This window comes from Allobosea sp. P4_E12 (assembly GCF_056401655.1).
Window position 1 is genome coordinate 1 of record NZ_JBFUIY010000004.1, and the last position, 16,094, is coordinate 16,094.

Annotated in this window: 10 protein-coding genes; 8 read left to right on the forward strand and 2 right to left on the reverse strand. The window is 64.4% G+C overall.

Annotated elements, in window-relative coordinates; translation table 11 throughout:
• The first annotated feature begins 780 nt into the window (after positions 1 to 780).
• From AC1DW9_RS05620 to AC1DW9_RS05640, 5 genes are read left to right on the forward strand one after another with little or no spacing between them, the layout of a single operon-like run.
• Entirely contained in the window at positions 781 to 2,004 is a 1,224-nt protein-coding gene (locus AC1DW9_RS05620; RefSeq protein ID WP_441504899.1) for a glycosyltransferase family 4 protein, read from the forward strand.
• The gene (locus tag AC1DW9_RS05625; RefSeq protein WP_441504900.1) at positions 2,001 to 3,254 is read left to right on the forward strand and encodes an O-antigen ligase family protein; all 1,254 of its coding nucleotides are present in this window, start codon (positions 2,001 to 2,003) and stop codon (positions 3,252 to 3,254) included. Before AC1DW9_RS05620 ends, AC1DW9_RS05625 begins: the two co-directional genes overlap by 4 nt.
• A 4-nt stretch (positions 3,255 to 3,258) precedes the next feature.
• The gene (gene asnB / locus AC1DW9_RS05630) at positions 3,259 to 5,253 is read left to right on the forward strand and encodes an asparagine synthase (glutamine-hydrolyzing) (protein ID WP_476775045.1); all 1,995 of its coding nucleotides are present in this window, start codon (positions 3,259 to 3,261) and stop codon (positions 5,251 to 5,253) included.
• Positions 5,254 to 5,255: 2 nt separating this feature from the next.
• Positions 5,256 to 7,511, forward strand: coding sequence for a GumC family protein (locus tag AC1DW9_RS05635; protein WP_476775046.1), 2,256 nt, complete (start codon positions 5,256 to 5,258; stop codon positions 7,509 to 7,511).
• 33 nt (positions 7,512 to 7,544) lie between these two features.
• Positions 7,545 to 9,005 carry a lipopolysaccharide biosynthesis protein gene (locus tag AC1DW9_RS05640; protein WP_441504903.1) on the forward strand — a complete coding sequence of 487 codons (1,461 nt, stop codon included), beginning with the start codon at positions 7,545 to 7,547 and terminating at the stop codon, positions 9,003 to 9,005.
• A gap of 130 nt (positions 9,006 to 9,135) precedes the next feature.
• Here AC1DW9_RS05640 and groL read toward each other — a convergent pair whose 3' ends face one another.
• Positions 9,136 to 10,758: a chaperonin GroEL gene (gene groL / locus AC1DW9_RS05645; protein ID WP_476855048.1), complete on the reverse strand. Its 1,623-nt coding sequence runs from the start codon at positions 10,756 to 10,758 to the stop codon at positions 9,136 to 9,138.
• Positions 10,759 to 10,978: 220 nt separating this feature from the next.
• A complete protein-coding gene (locus tag AC1DW9_RS05650) occupies positions 10,979 to 11,473 on the reverse strand; it encodes a hypothetical protein (protein WP_476775048.1) in 495 nt (164 codons plus the stop codon).
• 378 nt (positions 11,474 to 11,851) lie between these two features.
• Here AC1DW9_RS05650 and AC1DW9_RS05655 point away from each other — a divergent pair, with 378 nt between their 5' ends.
• The 3 genes from AC1DW9_RS05655 (at position 11,852) to AC1DW9_RS05665 (ending at position 16,089) form a co-directional block, all read left to right on the forward strand.
• The gene (locus tag AC1DW9_RS05655; RefSeq protein ID WP_441490640.1) at positions 11,852 to 13,321 is read left to right on the forward strand and encodes a M81 family metallopeptidase; all 1,470 of its coding nucleotides are present in this window, start codon (positions 11,852 to 11,854) and stop codon (positions 13,319 to 13,321) included.
• 103 nt (positions 13,322 to 13,424) lie between these two features.
• Positions 13,425 to 15,026 carry an ABC transporter substrate-binding protein gene (locus AC1DW9_RS05660; protein ID WP_476775049.1) on the forward strand — a complete coding sequence of 534 codons (1,602 nt, stop codon included), beginning with the start codon at positions 13,425 to 13,427 and terminating at the stop codon, positions 15,024 to 15,026.
• Positions 15,027 to 15,147: 121 nt separating this feature from the next.
• On the forward strand, positions 15,148 to 16,089 hold the full coding sequence (locus tag AC1DW9_RS05665) for an ABC transporter permease (protein ID WP_441490638.1): 942 nt from the start codon (positions 15,148 to 15,150) through the stop codon (positions 16,087 to 16,089).
• The last annotated feature ends 5 nt before the right edge of the window (positions 16,090 to 16,094 follow it).

Here is a 16,094-nt window from a genome sequence, read left to right on the forward strand (position 1 = left end):
GCATACACCGGCCGCTGTCCCCGGCAAGGAAGGGCTACCCAAATTGGACGAACGGGCCGCGGCGGGGCAGCAGGCGGGCTGATGCCAGCGTGACACGGAATGCTCACGGTCCCCCGTGGGTAGAAGTAATCGTCGCCATGCGCGCATGGAGATAGAGCCCCTGGAAGTGGCCGCCCTCGACAGACTCGAGCCCCGGGGGCTCGCCCTCCATTCGGACAGGCTCGCTCCGAGGCCGTTTCGAGATCAAACACGGCGGCTGCACGCACAAATTCGTGACGACCTGAAGATGCGTCGGGAGACTACATGTTCTCTCCGGTCCCTGCACAGTTGGCCGGCTGTCTGGTTTTCGCGCCACGGCCGCTACCGCGACGCCTCTTCCGGCGGCCCCGCCCCAATGCTGGCATCCTACGCCTGCCAGCACGTGAATCCGCTGTCAGCCGGGCCGAGCCGGCCTCTTCCACGCAAACCATAGCGTGAGGCAGAAGCTGTCGGCTTCAAGGCGAACACCCTGCCGCCTCTGAAGCGATGAGGCCGGCGATCGCCGGATTCTTCCCCCGACCATGCGGAAACGCACCGATGCCGGCGCCCTACGCCATTTACGTCCGGTTCCGATCCGTCATCCAAATGAATGAGGACAGTGCAGAGCCTGCTCCATACCGTGATTTCCTACCGGATACGGTCCTGTGGGGCAGGAACGCGCCGGAAAAGGTCATCAGGCCGAGCGCTTGCACTCAGGGGTCAGGCCCCCCGCAGTCCCAGCTCCTGGCAGGAGGAGTCAAAATGGTTCCGCATGTGCTTTGCGTGGGAGGGGAGGACCATTCGCTGCGCATCCCGTTCCTCGCAGCCTTGCAGGACCGCGGCTTTCGGATAACGGCAGCCTCGACCACAGACGGGGCCGCCTTCTTGCAAGCCGGCCTGGCTCATCGGCGTTATCAATTCGACCGGTTCGACAGTCGCGGCGCCGATCTCGCTGCCATCCGCCAGCTCGCGAAGATGATCGCGGATATCGGCCCAGACATTGTCCAAAGCTTCGATACGAAGCCCAATCTGCTGGCACCCCTCGCGGTCCGGGGCAAGGTCGCCGTGGTGCGAACCATCAATGGGATGGGTTGGGTATTCTCGTCCGAGACGGCCCGCGCGCTCGCCCTCCGGTCGGTCTACTGCGCCTTGCAATGGCTCGCCTCCCGCTGGACCGCGGCTACGGTTTTCCAGAACCGCGACGACAAGGCCTATTTCGAGAGTCACAGGCTGGTTCGGGGGGACCGCGCTCATCTGATCCGCGGATCGGGCATCGACATTGCCGCCTTCGATCGATCGCACGCCCGTGGCCCCGTCACTGCGGCGCTAAGGGAACAGCTCGGCCTCGGGACGGACGAGATCGTCATCACGGTCAGCAGGCTGACGCAACAGAAGGGAATTCCGACGCTACTGGAGGCTGCTTCGCTGGTCAGGAAGGTGCGCCCGGGTGTGCGCTTCCTGCTCGTCGGTCCACGAGAAAGTGAAGGGCCCTTCGCAGTCGCTCAGGACGAGATCGACCGGCAGGCGCCCCATGTGATGGCGCTGGGCGCGAGGAAAGACGTGCCGGCCCTGCTCGGCCTTGCAGATCTGTTCGTCCTGCCGACGGAATATCGGGAGGGGATCCCGCGCGTGCTGCTGGAGGCCGGCCTTGCGGGCTTGCCGATCGTCACGACCGACATGCCCGGCTGCAGCGATGTGGTCACGCATCACTGGAACGGCCTCCTCGTGCCACCGCGCGACCCGGGCGCTCTCGCCAGCAGCATCCTCGAGCTCCTCGAAGACCGGCGCAGAGCGCTTGAAATGGGTGGTCGATCCGTAGCGCTGGTTCGACGCGAATTCGGGCTCTCGACGATCGTCGGACATTACACGGAGCTTTATCGGCAGGTTCTGTCGGAACAGGGTGGTACGGACAAGGCTGCGGGCAGGTCGCGATCGCCGATTCTGGAGGGCGCCGGCGCGCTCCGCGGTGTCGGAGAAGGGGAATGATCCGAAATGCGCTCCTCGGAGCGGGGCTCGTGCTGTCTTCCGCATCGCAGCTCCGCCTGCCCGGCCTGCCGATCGGCCTAGGCGAGCTCTGCCTTGCGCTCTGGATCGCCCTGTCGGCGACCCGATTTCTGGCCGGGTACCCGATGGCGGCCAGTTCAGCCTTGACCCGACTGAGCGCATTCTGGGCCGTGTTCGCGCTCACCTTGAGCATAGGCGCGTGCATCGGACTTCTCTTCGATCCGCTGACCGACGTCGGCGCCATGGTGCATGACTCCACCGCCTATCTGCTCATGGCCTGTGTGACGATATTGTCCATGGCCGAACCAGACAGTGACAACCGCCTGCGGCAGACCGCCTGGTTCGTCATCGTCTTCGGCAATATCGGCCTCGCGCTGCAGATTGCCATCGGCTGGGGGCTGCTCCCTCAGGGTTCGCTCGATCCATGGTACTGGGACCGCTTTCGCGGCTGGTCCGAGAACCCCAACCAGGCTGCGCTCTATTGCGCCGTGTTTGGTCCGCTCGCGCTCCATCTGGCGATGAGCGCGGAGACGGGCTTCGGCCGCGTCTCCGGCTTTGCTTTGGCGGTCCTGCCCGTGGTCTTCGGGCGATTGACGAAGAGCGACGCCTTCTTGGGCGCCACGGTCATCTCGAGCACGTTCCTGATCGGGTTGCGGCTGCGGACCTGGCTGGCCATGCCAGGATACAGCATGCGTTACATCGCAGCCGTCCTCTTCATCCTGGCGGCCCCGCCCACCACGATCGCGCTGTTGCCCTACGGCATCGCCGCTGCCGATGAGGCGGAGGATTTCGCCAAAAGCCTGGCCAAGGACAAAGGCGGGGACGGGACCGTAGCCACAGCCAATCTGCGGTTTCTGCTTTGGCAGCAAGCACTGCTGAAAGGGTTGGGGTCGGCCTCCCTGGGCCTCGGTCCGGGGCCGCATTCCGAACGCCCCACGGGTCCTAACCCGCAGAACCTGCCCGGCCCGTTCGAGGCGCACAGCACGCCCCTGGACCTGTACACCCAAGGAGGCGTGCTTGGCCTCGCCACTCTGGCGTGGCTCGTCGGCAGTACCCTCTTGCTCACGCTGCACGCCCGGTTCGATGCCCTCTCGGCACTGATCTGCTCTGTGGCGGTGTTCAGCATCAGCCACTTCATTCTTCGCCACCCGATCTTCTGGTTCGCCCTCGCCCTGTGCTTGGCCGAGGGCTGCACGCGAAGGCCGACGGTGTCCGCTCACTACGGGAGATGACAGGATGTGCGGGATTGCGGGTATCATTCTGCCCCCCGACGCTGCGGACCCCGGGTTACTGGGTGCGATCAAGCCGATGACGGCTTCCATTCGCCATCGTGGGCCGGACAGCGACGGGTTTTGGAGTGACCGTGAGGCAGGCGTCGCACTGGGTCATCGACGCCTCGCAATCGTCGACCTGACCGAGGGCGGCCACCAGCCGATGCTTTCCCACAGCGGACGGCTGGTCATGACCTTCAACGGCGAGGTCTACAATTTCCATACCCTGCGCCGCGAACTCGAAGATCTCGGGCATAGCTTCCGTGGTGGCAGCGACACCGAGGTGATGCTCGGCGCGATCGAAAGCTGGGGTCTGGAGAGGGCGCTCCAGCGCTTCACCGGCATGTTCGCACTCGGCCTCTGGGACCGAAGGGCGCGTGTTCTCCATTTGGTCAGAGATCGGATGGGGAAGAAGCCACTCTACATCGCGCGCATCGGACGTGCCCTTGTGTTTGCCTCCGAGCTGAAGGCAATTCGCACCTTTCCGGGCTTTCAAGCCCGGATCGATCGAGAGGCTGTGGCCGCCATGCTGGCGCGCGGCACGATGCCGGATCGGTGCTGCATCTGGCACGATGTGTTCAAGCTGCCCCCTGGAGCCATGCTGTCGGTGAGCGTGGACGAGATCGCCGACGCTCCCGACACAGCAACTCTCAAGTCGAGGATCCACCAGTGGTGGTCCCTGGCTGCCGTGGCCGAAGAGGGGCGGAAGAATCCGTTCGTTTCCGACGATGTCGCACTGGTCGCGGAGCTTGACGAACTGCTTCGTCTCGCCGTGCGCGAGCGGATGGTCGCCGACGTTCCGCTCGGCGCATTCCTCTCCGGAGGAATCGACAGCTCGACCGTCGTCGCGCTGATGCAGGCCCAGTCCGACAGGCCGGTGCGCACGTTCACGATCGCATTTCGCGAACGAGGCTATGACGAGTCGGTCGAGGCCGGGCGTATCGCCCGGCACCTCGGGACAGATCATACGGAGCTGCATCTGACGCCGGCGGAGGCTCGCGAGGTCATCCCCGAATTGCCACGCATCTGGGACGAGCCATTCGCCGACTGGTCGCAAATCCCGACCCTGCTCGTCTCCCGCCTCGCTCGCACTGATGTGACCGTGGCTCTGTCGGGCGATGGTGGCGATGAATGCTTTGCCGGCTACTCTAGGCATTTTCTTGCGGTGCGGCTGGCTTCCCTGCTTGGCCTGCCCCCCATTCTCCGCCGCACCGCTGCAGATTTCCTGGTTCACCTGGCGAATGGCGCCAGCGAGGAATTCGTCAATCGGCTGCCGGTGCCGGACCGGCTGAGGCGTTCGCTGCGCGGCGACCGCCTGAGGCGTCTTTCCGATCTCTTCGCCGCGAACGGAGACCAGGAAATCTACCGGCGGCTGACACGTGTCTCGGAGCTAACCCTGGCGCGCGACGCCGAAGCTGCCGAGCCCGATGCTCCCGTCCTCGACGATCTGGTGTCGCAACTGATCTTTCGGGACATGACTGGATATCTGACGAGCGACATTCTGGTGAAGCTCGACCGGGCAAGCATGGCGACGAGCCTGGAAGCCCGCTGTCCGCTTTTGGATCATCGCGTTGTCGAATTCGCCTGGCGCCTGCCGACAGCGGTCAAGGTCCGCCACGGCCAGGGCAAGTGGATCTTGCGACAGGTTCTTGCGCGCTACTTGCCCCGGCACCTGTTCGAACGCCCCAAGCAGGGCTTCGACGTGCCTGTCGGTGCCTGGCTGAAGGGGCCGCTACGGGCCTGGGCGGCCGACCTGCTGACCGAATCGCGGCTGCGGCGCCACGATCTTCTCGACGTGGCGGCGGTCCAGGCGTGCTGGGCGGAGCATCTGAGCGGCCGCCGCGACCATTCGCTTGCGCTTTGGGCTGTGCTGATGCTCCAGGCCTGGCTCGACGAGGGCGCAGGTCCGCCGGCCACCACACCGGTCGGTGAATTCGACCTCGCATTGCAGGGGAGCTGACGATGGAAGCGTTGACCGGCAAGGGCCAGCGGTTCATCGCGACGGCACGACCTTCGGATCTGCCGCCACTCGAACCGACGACGCGGATAACCAGACCGATCATTGGATCGGCGCCAGGGCCGCTGCCATTCCAGCGGATCGTCCACGCGCTGTCGAGGCGGCGGGGTTTGATCCTTGCAATGATGCTCCTCGGCGGCGGAGGGGTCGCGATCGTTGGCCTGATCATGTCGCCCACCTATACGGCAACGACGCAAATCGTGGTCGATCGAGCCTCGGAAGGGTCGAGTGGCACATCCCAGGCCTCCCAAGCCATCGACGATGCGGCGATCGACACGCACTTGGCCGTGCTTTCGTCCGATGCGCATCTGCGACGGGTCGCTTCCGCGCTCCTTCTTGCCCATGAGGAAGTGGTGGCGGCAGGGAAGCAACCGGACTCCTGGCTGCACCGTGTCCAGGATGGGCTCGGTGCCGCTTGGTCGTTTCTCACGCAGCCGTTTCGGCGTAGCGCTGACAGCCACTCCCCTGACAGTAACGAAAGCGCGCTGGCCCAGCAGTTGAAGCGCTCCGTAAAGATCGGCCAAGAGCGACGTTCGAGAGTCTTGTCAGTTGTTGCAACGGATTCCGATCCGGGACGTGCAGCCGAGATCGCGAACACCGTCGCGAATGTCTACATCGAGGATATTGCGCAACGAAAGCGCACCGACGCGGAGCAGCTTGTGGTCTGGCTCGCCAAGCGCGTTCCCGAAATGAGGCTGGAGGTGGCGCGTGCCGAAGAGGAGCTGCAGGCCTACCGCTTGCTCCATGGCGCAGCGGTCGATGGCACCCCTGATGTAACCGGCCAGCAGATCGCACAGCTGGCCCGGCAATTGGCCCTGGCCAAGTCCGATTTCGCCGCGACGCAACAACGGCTGAACCGGTTCAACGACTTGCGCCAGCGCGGCGCACCCACCTCCGCCCTTGCGGATGCACTGGGATCAGCGAGCCTGGCCGAGTTCGCCCATAACGAAGCAGCACCAGCGACAGTCGGTCAGGAGCCTCAGCCGGAGCCGCGCCGGAAAGCGGACCGTGCGACAGAGCAGGCGATCGATCAGGCGTTCAGCCAGGTAGAGACCGACGGTCGCATTCTCCAGGCTCAGGCCAGATCAATCGAGGAGCGGCTGCAGTCCCTGAAGGCGGCGGCGACCGAAACCGCGGCCAGCATGTCCGGTTTGCGGGCTCTCGAGCGTCAGGCGGCCGCAGTGGCCCAGCTCTATGATGCCCTTCTGAGCCGTCAGCAGCAGGCAAACGAACAGGTCCAGCTCATTCAGCCGGACGTCCGGGTCATGGCGTCGGCGTGGCCGCCGGAAAGGCCAAGTTCGATTCACCCGGCCTTCCTCATTCCGCCTGGCGTGATGGTCTTCGGCATCATGGGCGTGCTGCTTGCGCTCGGCATCGACAGACTTGATCACACTCTTCGCAGCACGGATGAAGCCGCCGAAGCTCTGGCCGTTCCTTGCCTCGGGCAGGTCCCGCGGGTCACGCTCCGGCACGCAAAGCGGATCGAGGATCTGCTGCGGCAGCAGCCTCAATCAGTCTATGCGCGGTCAATCCGCTCATTGCTGATCTCCGTGTTGCCAAGGGGCTCCGGCAGCTTCGCGTCGAAGATCATCCTTGTCAGCTCCGCCCTTCCGGGCGAAGGCAAGACCACGGTCGCGCGGAGCCTTGTCCTCTCGGCGGCGCGCCTTCGACTGCGCGTGCTCCTGATCGACCTCGGCGAGCCAAGCGGGCTCCCTGAACGGGACATCATGACGATGGCGCGCGCGGCCGCCCCCGGCGTCGATCTCGTCGACGTCCTGAGCCGCGGCCGACCGATCGCCGATGCGGTGGAGCACCTTCCTGAGCTTGGGGTCGACTACATTCCGCCGCCTCGACTCGATGGCAACCTGCTTCATTTCCTCGCAAACCCGCAAGTTCCGCACTGGCTTGATCAGTTCCGCGAGACCTACGACTTCATCGTGATCGATGGGCCCGCAGCGGTCGATCGGCTGGAAGCGAGTTTTCTGGCGGGCTGGGCCGACCAGATACTGCTCGTGGTGCGCTGGGCACAGACCGGCCGGGAAATGGCGCAGAGTGCGCTACGGCTGGTCGGCGGCGCTCCGGGGCCCGACGCCGATGGCGCTCCCCGAGTGGCGTCGGTGCTGACCTGGGTCGATACCGAGCACGATGCCGGCTTCCATTTCAAAGACATCCGCAGCTTCATGAGCTGGCGTCGGTCATGATCGATTACAGTCACAACGCTGGGTATTGATCTGATGTTGACAGGTTACGCCACCGCCACCCGGCTGGCCCGCAGCGATAATGCGCCGACAGCGACCGCTCTATCTGAGCCCGCGGCCGCGCCCTCAAGCGGCGAAACCGGTTCGAAGGGCAGCAGTGACCTCGCTCACCGGCTCTCATCCGGGAGCGTTTGGGCTCTGGTCGTCTATGTCGGCGGCGCAGGGCTTACGAGCGTTGCTCAGTTCGAGATCGCCCGGCTGGTCGGCCTTTCCAGCTATGGCACATATTCCTACGCCTTTGCCTGGGTCAGCCTCCTGGCCTACAGCGCGACCCTCGGCTTCAATGTTGCCCTGCTTCGGTTCGTGCCGGCCTATGGTGCGAAGGGGGAGTGGTCTCTGGCGCGTGGTGTGATTCAGTTTGCCGTGGGCTGGACCCTCGTGGCAGCCATCGTTCTCGCCGGAATCGGCACCGGAATCGTGGCCGTTTCCTCCGCTCGCCCGCACTCGGAGCTCAGCATCAGCCTGCTGATCGGAATGGCCACAGTCCCGCTGGTCACGATGTATCTGATCGGTGCGACGCTGCTACGCGCTTTCGGCGGAATCGTTTCGGCTCTTTTGCCGGAACGCATCGTCCGTGACGGCCTCTTGCTCGTGCTTGTCGTCCTGGCCGCCACCGCAGCTTCATGGCGGCTGGACGCAGCGCTCGTCATGGCTGCACTGTTGATCAGCTCGGCGGTCACGGTGGGCGTTGTCTGCGTGATCATGCGCCAGCTCTGGCCCCTTGCTCTGCGAGGCGTGAGCTCGGCCTACGCTCCGCGCTATTGGTTGACCGCCGTCTTTCCCATCATGATCATGACGGCCGTCGACACCCTGATGAACCGCACGGGGGTGATGCTGCTCGGCTGGACCGGCAACATCCGGGATGCTGGTACGTTTGCGGTCGGTTTCAATGTGGCGATGCTGCTCCTGTTGCCGCGCGTCGCCGTGAGCACCGTATTTGCCCCCACGATCGCGGACCTTCACGCGCGCGGGGACCGGCTGGGCCTGCAGGCGCTGTTCGCGCGCGCCAGCGTGTTGTCCTTCGTCGGGGCGGTCATGCTGGCTGTGCCGCTTCTGGTGGTGCTCGAGCCGGGGCTACGATGGTTTGGCAAGGATTTTGTCGCCGCAGTTCATGTTGCTCAGATCCTGATGATCGGTCAGGTCTTTGCCGCGGCGGCCGGCCCGCATCAGAACCTCCTGACCATGACCGGTCATGAGCGCGCCGCCGCGGTCATCATGGTTGCGAGCGCCGCCGCGAACGTCGCAGCCTGCGCCATAGGAATCGCGCTCTACGGCGCAATCGGCGCGGCAGTGGCCACCACGGCGACCATGGTGCTCTGGAATGTCGCGACCGGCATTTGTGTCTATAGGCGTCTCGATCTCATTCCAGGGCTCGCCGTTGCAATGCGCGCGAGGCGAAACAAGCCGGTACACCCGCTGAAGCTGACCCACGAATAGCAGGCGCACCGTGGTGGCGCGTGAGAGACAGCGCCAGAAACCTCCGAGCTGGCGCGCGCGATACACCCCCAATGATCCAGCCGGATCTCCTTCGCAAGCGACACCCGATCGAGTCCGCCCGTATCAATCATCAGAAATCCATGCCGCCCGGCATCGCCTGCGGCGCTTCCTTCTTCGGCTGCTCGGCAATGATCGCCTCGGTCATGATCAGCAGCGAGGCGATCGACGCCGCATCCTGAAGGGCGGTCCGCACCACCTTGGCCGGATCGATCACCCCATTCGCCACAAGATCCTGATACTCCCCTGTCGCGGCATTGTAGCCCTGGTTGTAGTCATCCTTCTCGATCAGCTTGCCGACGATGACCGCACCGTCGGCGCCGGCGTTTTCGACGATCTGTCGGGCCGGAGCCTGCAGCGCGCGGCGCACGATCTCGACGCCGGTTCTCTGGTCGGCATTGGCGGGCTTGACGGCGGCAAGGGCCTTCATCGCCCTCAGCAGCGCCACGCCGCCCCCCGGCAGGATGCCTTCCTCGACCGCCGCGCGGGTCGCGTGCATGGCATCGTCGACACGATCCTTCTTCTCCTTGACCTCGATCTCGGTCGCGCCGCCGACGCGGATGACCGCAACGCCACCGGCGAGCTTGGCCAGACGCTCCTGGAGCTTCTCACGATCGTAGTCCGAGTTGGTCTCCTCGATCTGCGCCTTGATCTGTGCCACGCGAGCGCCGATCTCCTTCTTCCTGCCGGCACCGTCAACGATTGTGGTGCTTTCCTTCTCGATCATGACTTTCTTGGCGCTGCCGAGCATTTGGAGCGTGACGGTCTCGAGCTTGATGCCGAGATCATCGGAAATGGCGGTTCCGCCAGTGAGGATCGCAATATCCTCCAGCATGGCCTTGCGGCGATCGCCGAAGCCCGGAGCCTTGACGGCCGCGACCTTGAGGCCACCCCGCAGCTTGTTGACCACGAGCGTGGCGAGAGCCTCCCCTTCCACGTCCTCGGCGATGATCAGCAGCGGCCTGCCGGTTTGCACCACCGCCTCGAGCAGCGGCAACATGGCCTGGAGCGAGGAGAGTTTCTTCTCGTGGATCAGGATATAGGCGTCTTCGAGCTCGGCCCGCATCTTCTCCGCATCTGTGATGAAATAGGGTGAAATATAGCCACGATCGAACCGCATGCCCTCGACCACATCGAGCTCGATCTCGAGCGATTTTGCCTCCTCGACCGTGATGACACCCTCGTTGCCGACCTTCTTCATGGCCGCGGCGATCATCGCCCCGATCTTGGTGTCGCCATTGGCCGAGATGGTGCCGATCTGAGCGATCTCGCTATTGGCCGTGACCGTCTTGGCCCTCTTCTTGAAATCTGCCACCGCAGCCTCGACCGCCATGTCGATGCCGCGCTTCAGATCCATCGGGTTCATGCCAGCGGCGACGGCCTTGGCTCCCTCACGGACGATGGCGTGGGCCAATACAGTTGCCGTCGTGGTGCCGTCGCCGGCGGCGTCATGCTGTTTTGAAGCGACCTCGCGCACCATCCTTGCGCCCATGTTCTCGAACTTGTCGGCAAGTTCGATCTCCCTGGCGACGGCGACGCCATCCTTGGTGATGCGGGGCGCACCGAATGACTTCTCGATCACGACGTTGCGCCCCTTGGGACCAAGCGTGACCTTGACGGYGTTGGCCAGGATTTCGACACCGCGCAGCATCCTCTCGCGGGCATCGGACGAGAACTTCAACTCCTTGGCGGCCATGATCCGGGTCCTCCTCCAGGGGATTTCAACGGTCAGCAGCAGATATGGTCAGGCGGGTTCCTCTCGATCGGGCTGATTATATCGCTCTCCGCGGGGATCAGCAGCACTTCTCGCTCGAACGCGATGCGGGGCGCATCGTGAGAGCGAGCTCGCGAAGCAGCAACGGGTTACGCCGCCCTGCGAGCGGCCGCCTGCCGTGCAATGATCCATGCGCCGCGGATCAATTCGCAGGGTCGCGCTCGGCGATGGTTCGTGGGCCGGGGTCTGGCTCGAACTTGCGACCGCCCGCCGCCGCCTCGACCCTCTGCTGGGTGGACCTGGATACAAGGCGAGACTTCCCGAGGGCAGTAAAATCGCTGGCACTGTGGTTTTGACTGGCGCGCCCCTCAAAGACCAGAACGTCCGAACGCGTAACGACGATATCGCCGCGGCGCAGGGTCGGGTCGTCCAGGTACCAATAGTGATCGGTGGCCGGATCGAGTTTTACGACTGGAGGCGTCGGCCTGGATACGACGGCTTTCCGCTGATGCGAACGACGCGTCGGCCGAACGGTCACATCGAGCGGTTCAGGCCCAGTCGGGTAAACCTGCGGAGGCTGTCTCCCGAACACGGCTCGGGCCAGTTCATCGAAGAACCCGGCAGAGTGAGCGGGTGTCACAAGAACAAAGGTGCTCAGGCCAATGCTGAGCAGCCCGCCAATTCGAGTACTGTTCATGGGGCAAATCCTCGCGACCCGTCTTGCTGGCTAACGCCGCCGACGGCCGGCGGTTCCAACGCGGTGTGGCCCGAAGTCGTCCAAAGCGCAGGCGGGCCGACGGCCACAGCGGCCCGCAGCGACATGATGGGCGGTATCCGGGGGCCCAAGCTTCACGCGGCCGGCGGGATTCTCCTACACCCCTGATGACCGGGAAAAGTGGATTTGCGCGGATAGGATGTAGAATGACGAATGCCCCCATTGCCGTCGTCAATGGCCATTGACCTCAGCTCCGGGATTGCGAGCATCACAAAGCAGGATTTCTTGCTGCGACGCAGCTTGACAGGCGCATCGCTGACGTCGGAGCTTGCCTCCGCACGAAACGGGAAGGCTCTGATTATGCGTCTGTTCGCCGCGTCGCTTGCTACCGAGACGAATACGTTTTCGCCTATCCCGACATCCCGCGCGAATTTCGAGGCATCGGCCTATTTTCCCGCAGGTCAGCATCCCGACCGGGCGACGCATTGCACCGCGCCACTTTACGTGGCGCGCCAGCGGGCAGAGCGAGACGGTTTCACGCTGATCGAAGGTTCCTGCTTCTGGGCCGAGCCCTCGGGAACCTGTGCCCAGGCCGATTACGAGGAGATGCGGGACGAGATCCTCGGCCAACTCAACGCCGCAATGCCGGTCGACGGCGTCCTGCTCGGGCTGCACGGGGCCATGGTCGCGCATGGCTATGACGATTGCGAGGGCGACATTCTGGAACATGTCCGCGCCATCGTCGGCCCGAAGGTGCCGATCGGTGTCGAGCTCGATCCGCATTGCCACCTGACCGAAAAGCGCGTGCGGCTGGCGGACGCCATCATCCTCTACAAGGAATACCCGCATATCGACTTCGTCGAGCGGGCCGAGGAATTGGTCGACATCATCCTTGCGACGATCCGTGGCACGATCAAGCCGGTGATGTCGCTCTATGACTGCCGGATGATCGAGCTGGTGCCGACCACCCGCGAGCCCGGGCGCTCCTTCGTCGACCGGATGAGCGCACTCGAGGGCAAGGACGCCGTGCTTTCGGTCTCGCTCGCTCACGGTTTCCAGCAAGGCGACGTGCCGGAGATCGGCACGCGGGTCCTGGTCGTCACCGACAATGCCAAGGCCGCCGGAGATGCGCTCGCCGCGCGGCTCGGCGAGGAGTTCCGCTCCCTGAAAGGGCAATTCGCTCCGCCGGTGGTCCCGCTCGACGAAGCGCTCGACCGGGCTCTCGGCAGTTCTGCTAACGGCCCGAGCGTGATTGCAGATTCGACCGACAATGCCGGAGGGGGGGCGGCGTCCGACAATACCAACATCATCCACCGCCTGCGCGAACGGGGTATTCGCGATGCGGCGATCGGTCCGGTCTGGGACCCTGTCGCCGTCGAATTCTGCCTGACCGCCGGTGTCGGCGCCACCATCCCGCTGCGCTTCGGCGGCAAGGCCGCCTCGACCTCGGGCAAGCCGGTCGACGGCGACGTCACCGTGCTCGGAGCCATCCGCAACGGCACCCAGAGCTTCGGCACAGCCAAGGTCCCGATCGGCAATGCCGTCGGCATCCGCATCGACGGCATCGACGTCGCGCTCTTATCGCATCGCACGCAGGCGCTGGGGCTCGAGATTTTTACCAGCGTCGGCATCGACCCGACGCAGAAGCGCATCGTCAGCGTCAAGTCGACCAACCATTTCCATGCCGCCTATGGGCCGATCGCCAGTGCGGTGATCTACACCGACGGCGGCGGCCCCTCGCATCTCGACGTGCGCAAATACCCCTATCGCAAGATCGCCCGGCCGCTCTGGCCCCACGACCCGCTGCCGCCCGGCCGCATCGTCGTCTGAGCCTGGCCACGTGGATGGAGACTTGACCGTGATTTGATCACCGAGGGTGGCCAGACGAAGCGAATGCTCGCGGTCATTCAGCATCTCTTGGAGGGAGAGAGACATGACGACCACACGCCGCAGATTCGTCCAGGGCAGTCTCGCCGCTGGAGCACTGACCGCCGCGCCTGCCCGCCTGAGGGCCCAGACCACCCCACCCGTCTCACGCACCGTCCGCGCCGTGCTGCATGGCGATCTTCGCGTCTTCGACCCGGTCTGGACGACCGCGAACATGACCTCCTACCATGCTGCCATGGTCTACGACACGCTGTTTGGGGTCGACGACAAATTCGACGCCAAGCCGCAGATGGTCTCGAAATGGAGCCTTTCGGACGATCGCAAGACCTATAATTTCGAACTCCGTGACGGCTTGCGCTTCACCGACGGCACGCCGGTGACGGCGCGCGACTGCGTCGCCTCGATCCGGCGCTGGGGCGCGCGCGACGGCGGCGGCCAGCACATGATGGCTCGCCTCGCCGATACGCCGATCAAGGACGACAAGACCTTCCAGATCGTGATGAAGGAACCCTACAGCCTGGCTGTCGATTGGCTCGCCAAGGCGGCGACCAATGCCTGCTACATCATGCGCGAGAAGGAAGCGCAGACCGACCCGATGCAGCAGATCCAGACGATCATCGGCTCAGGCCCGTTCGTCATGAACCAAGACGCCGTCGTCCAGGGCCAGCGCTACGTCTACGACAAGAACCCGAACTATGTGCCGCGTTCGGAGCCGGCCGTCTTCACCTCCGGCGGCAAGGTCGTGAATGTCGACCGCGTCGTCTACGAGAACATCGCGGACGAGGCGACGGCGATCGCTGCCATCCGCGCCGGCGAGATCGACATGATCGAGTACCCGAATGTCGATCTGCTGTCCTCGCTGGAGGGCGAGAAAGAGATCAAGCTCGAGGTCCTGAACAAACAGGGCCAGCTCGGCTGGGCTCGCGTCAACTGGCTCCACCCGCCGTTCAACAACGTCAAGGCCCGCCAGGCGATGCTCTACCTGATTCACCCGACCGAGGTGATGAAGGCGACCTTCGGCGACGAGAAATACTTCAAGGGCTGCTCTTCGCTGTTCGGCATGGGCACGCCGATGGAGAATGACGCCAATATCGACTGGTTCAAGGGCGGCCAGAACATCGAGAAGGCCAAGCAGCTCGTCAAGGAATCCGGCTATGACGGCCGCCCCGTCGTCGTGCTGCACGCTACCAACATCGCCTATATGAACAATGCCGCGAACCTGATCGCGCAGTGGATGCGCCAGGCTGGCTTCAACGTGTCGCTGCAGGCCTCGGACTGGGGCGCGGTCATCACGCGGCGTGCCGTCAAGAGCCCCCCGGACCAGGGCGGCTGGAACGTCTTCTTCACCTCGGGTTCGGTCAATGCCTTCGGCAATCCCGTGGCGCTCAGCGGCCATGCCGCCAATGGCGAGAAGGGCTGGTTCGGCTGGCCGACCGACGAGAAGCACGAAGCCTTCCGCGACAAATGGGCGGCCGCCTCGAATGATGCCGAACGCCGGCAGATCGCGCGCGACATGCAGCAGAACGCGTGGGCTTTCGTGCCGCACATGTATTACGGGCAATGGTTCCAGCCCGCGGCCCTGCGCAATCTCACCGGGCTGATCGGCATGCCGGAGCTGATCCCGTTCTGGAATGTCAAGAAGGGGTAGCCGCCTCCGCCGGCCGGGCTCCGCCCCGGCCGGCGTCGGACCATTCCGGCGGGCTGGTGGACGGCGCAGCCGGCGCGCGGCGCGACCGGCCTGCTTAGGCTGAAGGAGGACGATCGACCCCATGCTCAGTTACATCGCCCAACGGCTGGCCCAAACCCTGCTGGTGATGACGCTCGTCGGTATCTTCGTCTTCCTGTTGCTGCATTTCTCGGCCGGCGATCCAGCCGCGATCATCGCCGGCGATTACGCGACGCCCCAGCAGATCGTCGCCATCCGTCAGCGGCTCGGGCTCGACGATCCGCTGCTGGTACAATTCTGGCGTTGGGCCGCACGCGTGCTGAGCGGAGATCTCGGGGTTTCGATCTTTTCGAACACGCCAGTCAGCAGGCTGATCCTCCAACGACTGGAGCCGACGCTTTCGCTCGCGCTGCTGACCATGCTCTTCGCCGTCAGCATCGCGGTCAGCCTCGGTGTGATCGCGGCCTGGAGGGTCGGAAGCCTGGTTGACCGTGCCCTGATGGGCTTCTCCGTGCTCGGATTCTCAATGCCGGCCTTCGTCGTGGGCTACGGCCTGATCTACATCTTCGCTATCGAGCTGCGCTGGCTTCCCGTCCAGGGCTACAAGCCGCTCGCCGATGGCGTGGGGCCGTGGCTGCTCCACCTAATCCTGCCGACCGTCACGCTCGGCCTCGCCTATATCGCGCTGATCGCGCGCATGACGCGCGCTTCGATGCTGGAGGTGCTCGAGGAAGACTATATCCGGACGGCAAAGGCCAAAGGTGTCACGACGAAGACGATGCTGATGAAGCATGCGCTCAAGAACGCCGGCGTACCGATCATCACGGTGATCGGCATAGGCGTCGCGCTTCTCATCGGCGGCGTCGTCATCACGGAGACTGTGTTCAACATACCCGGCATCGGACGGCTCGTTGTCGATGCCATCTCGAAGCGCGACTATCCGATCATCCAGGGCGTGATCCTGCTGTTCTCCGGCATCTATGTCCTGGTCAATCTGCTCGTCGATCTCTCCTATTCGCTGATCGATCCCCGGATCCGGTACTGAGAGAG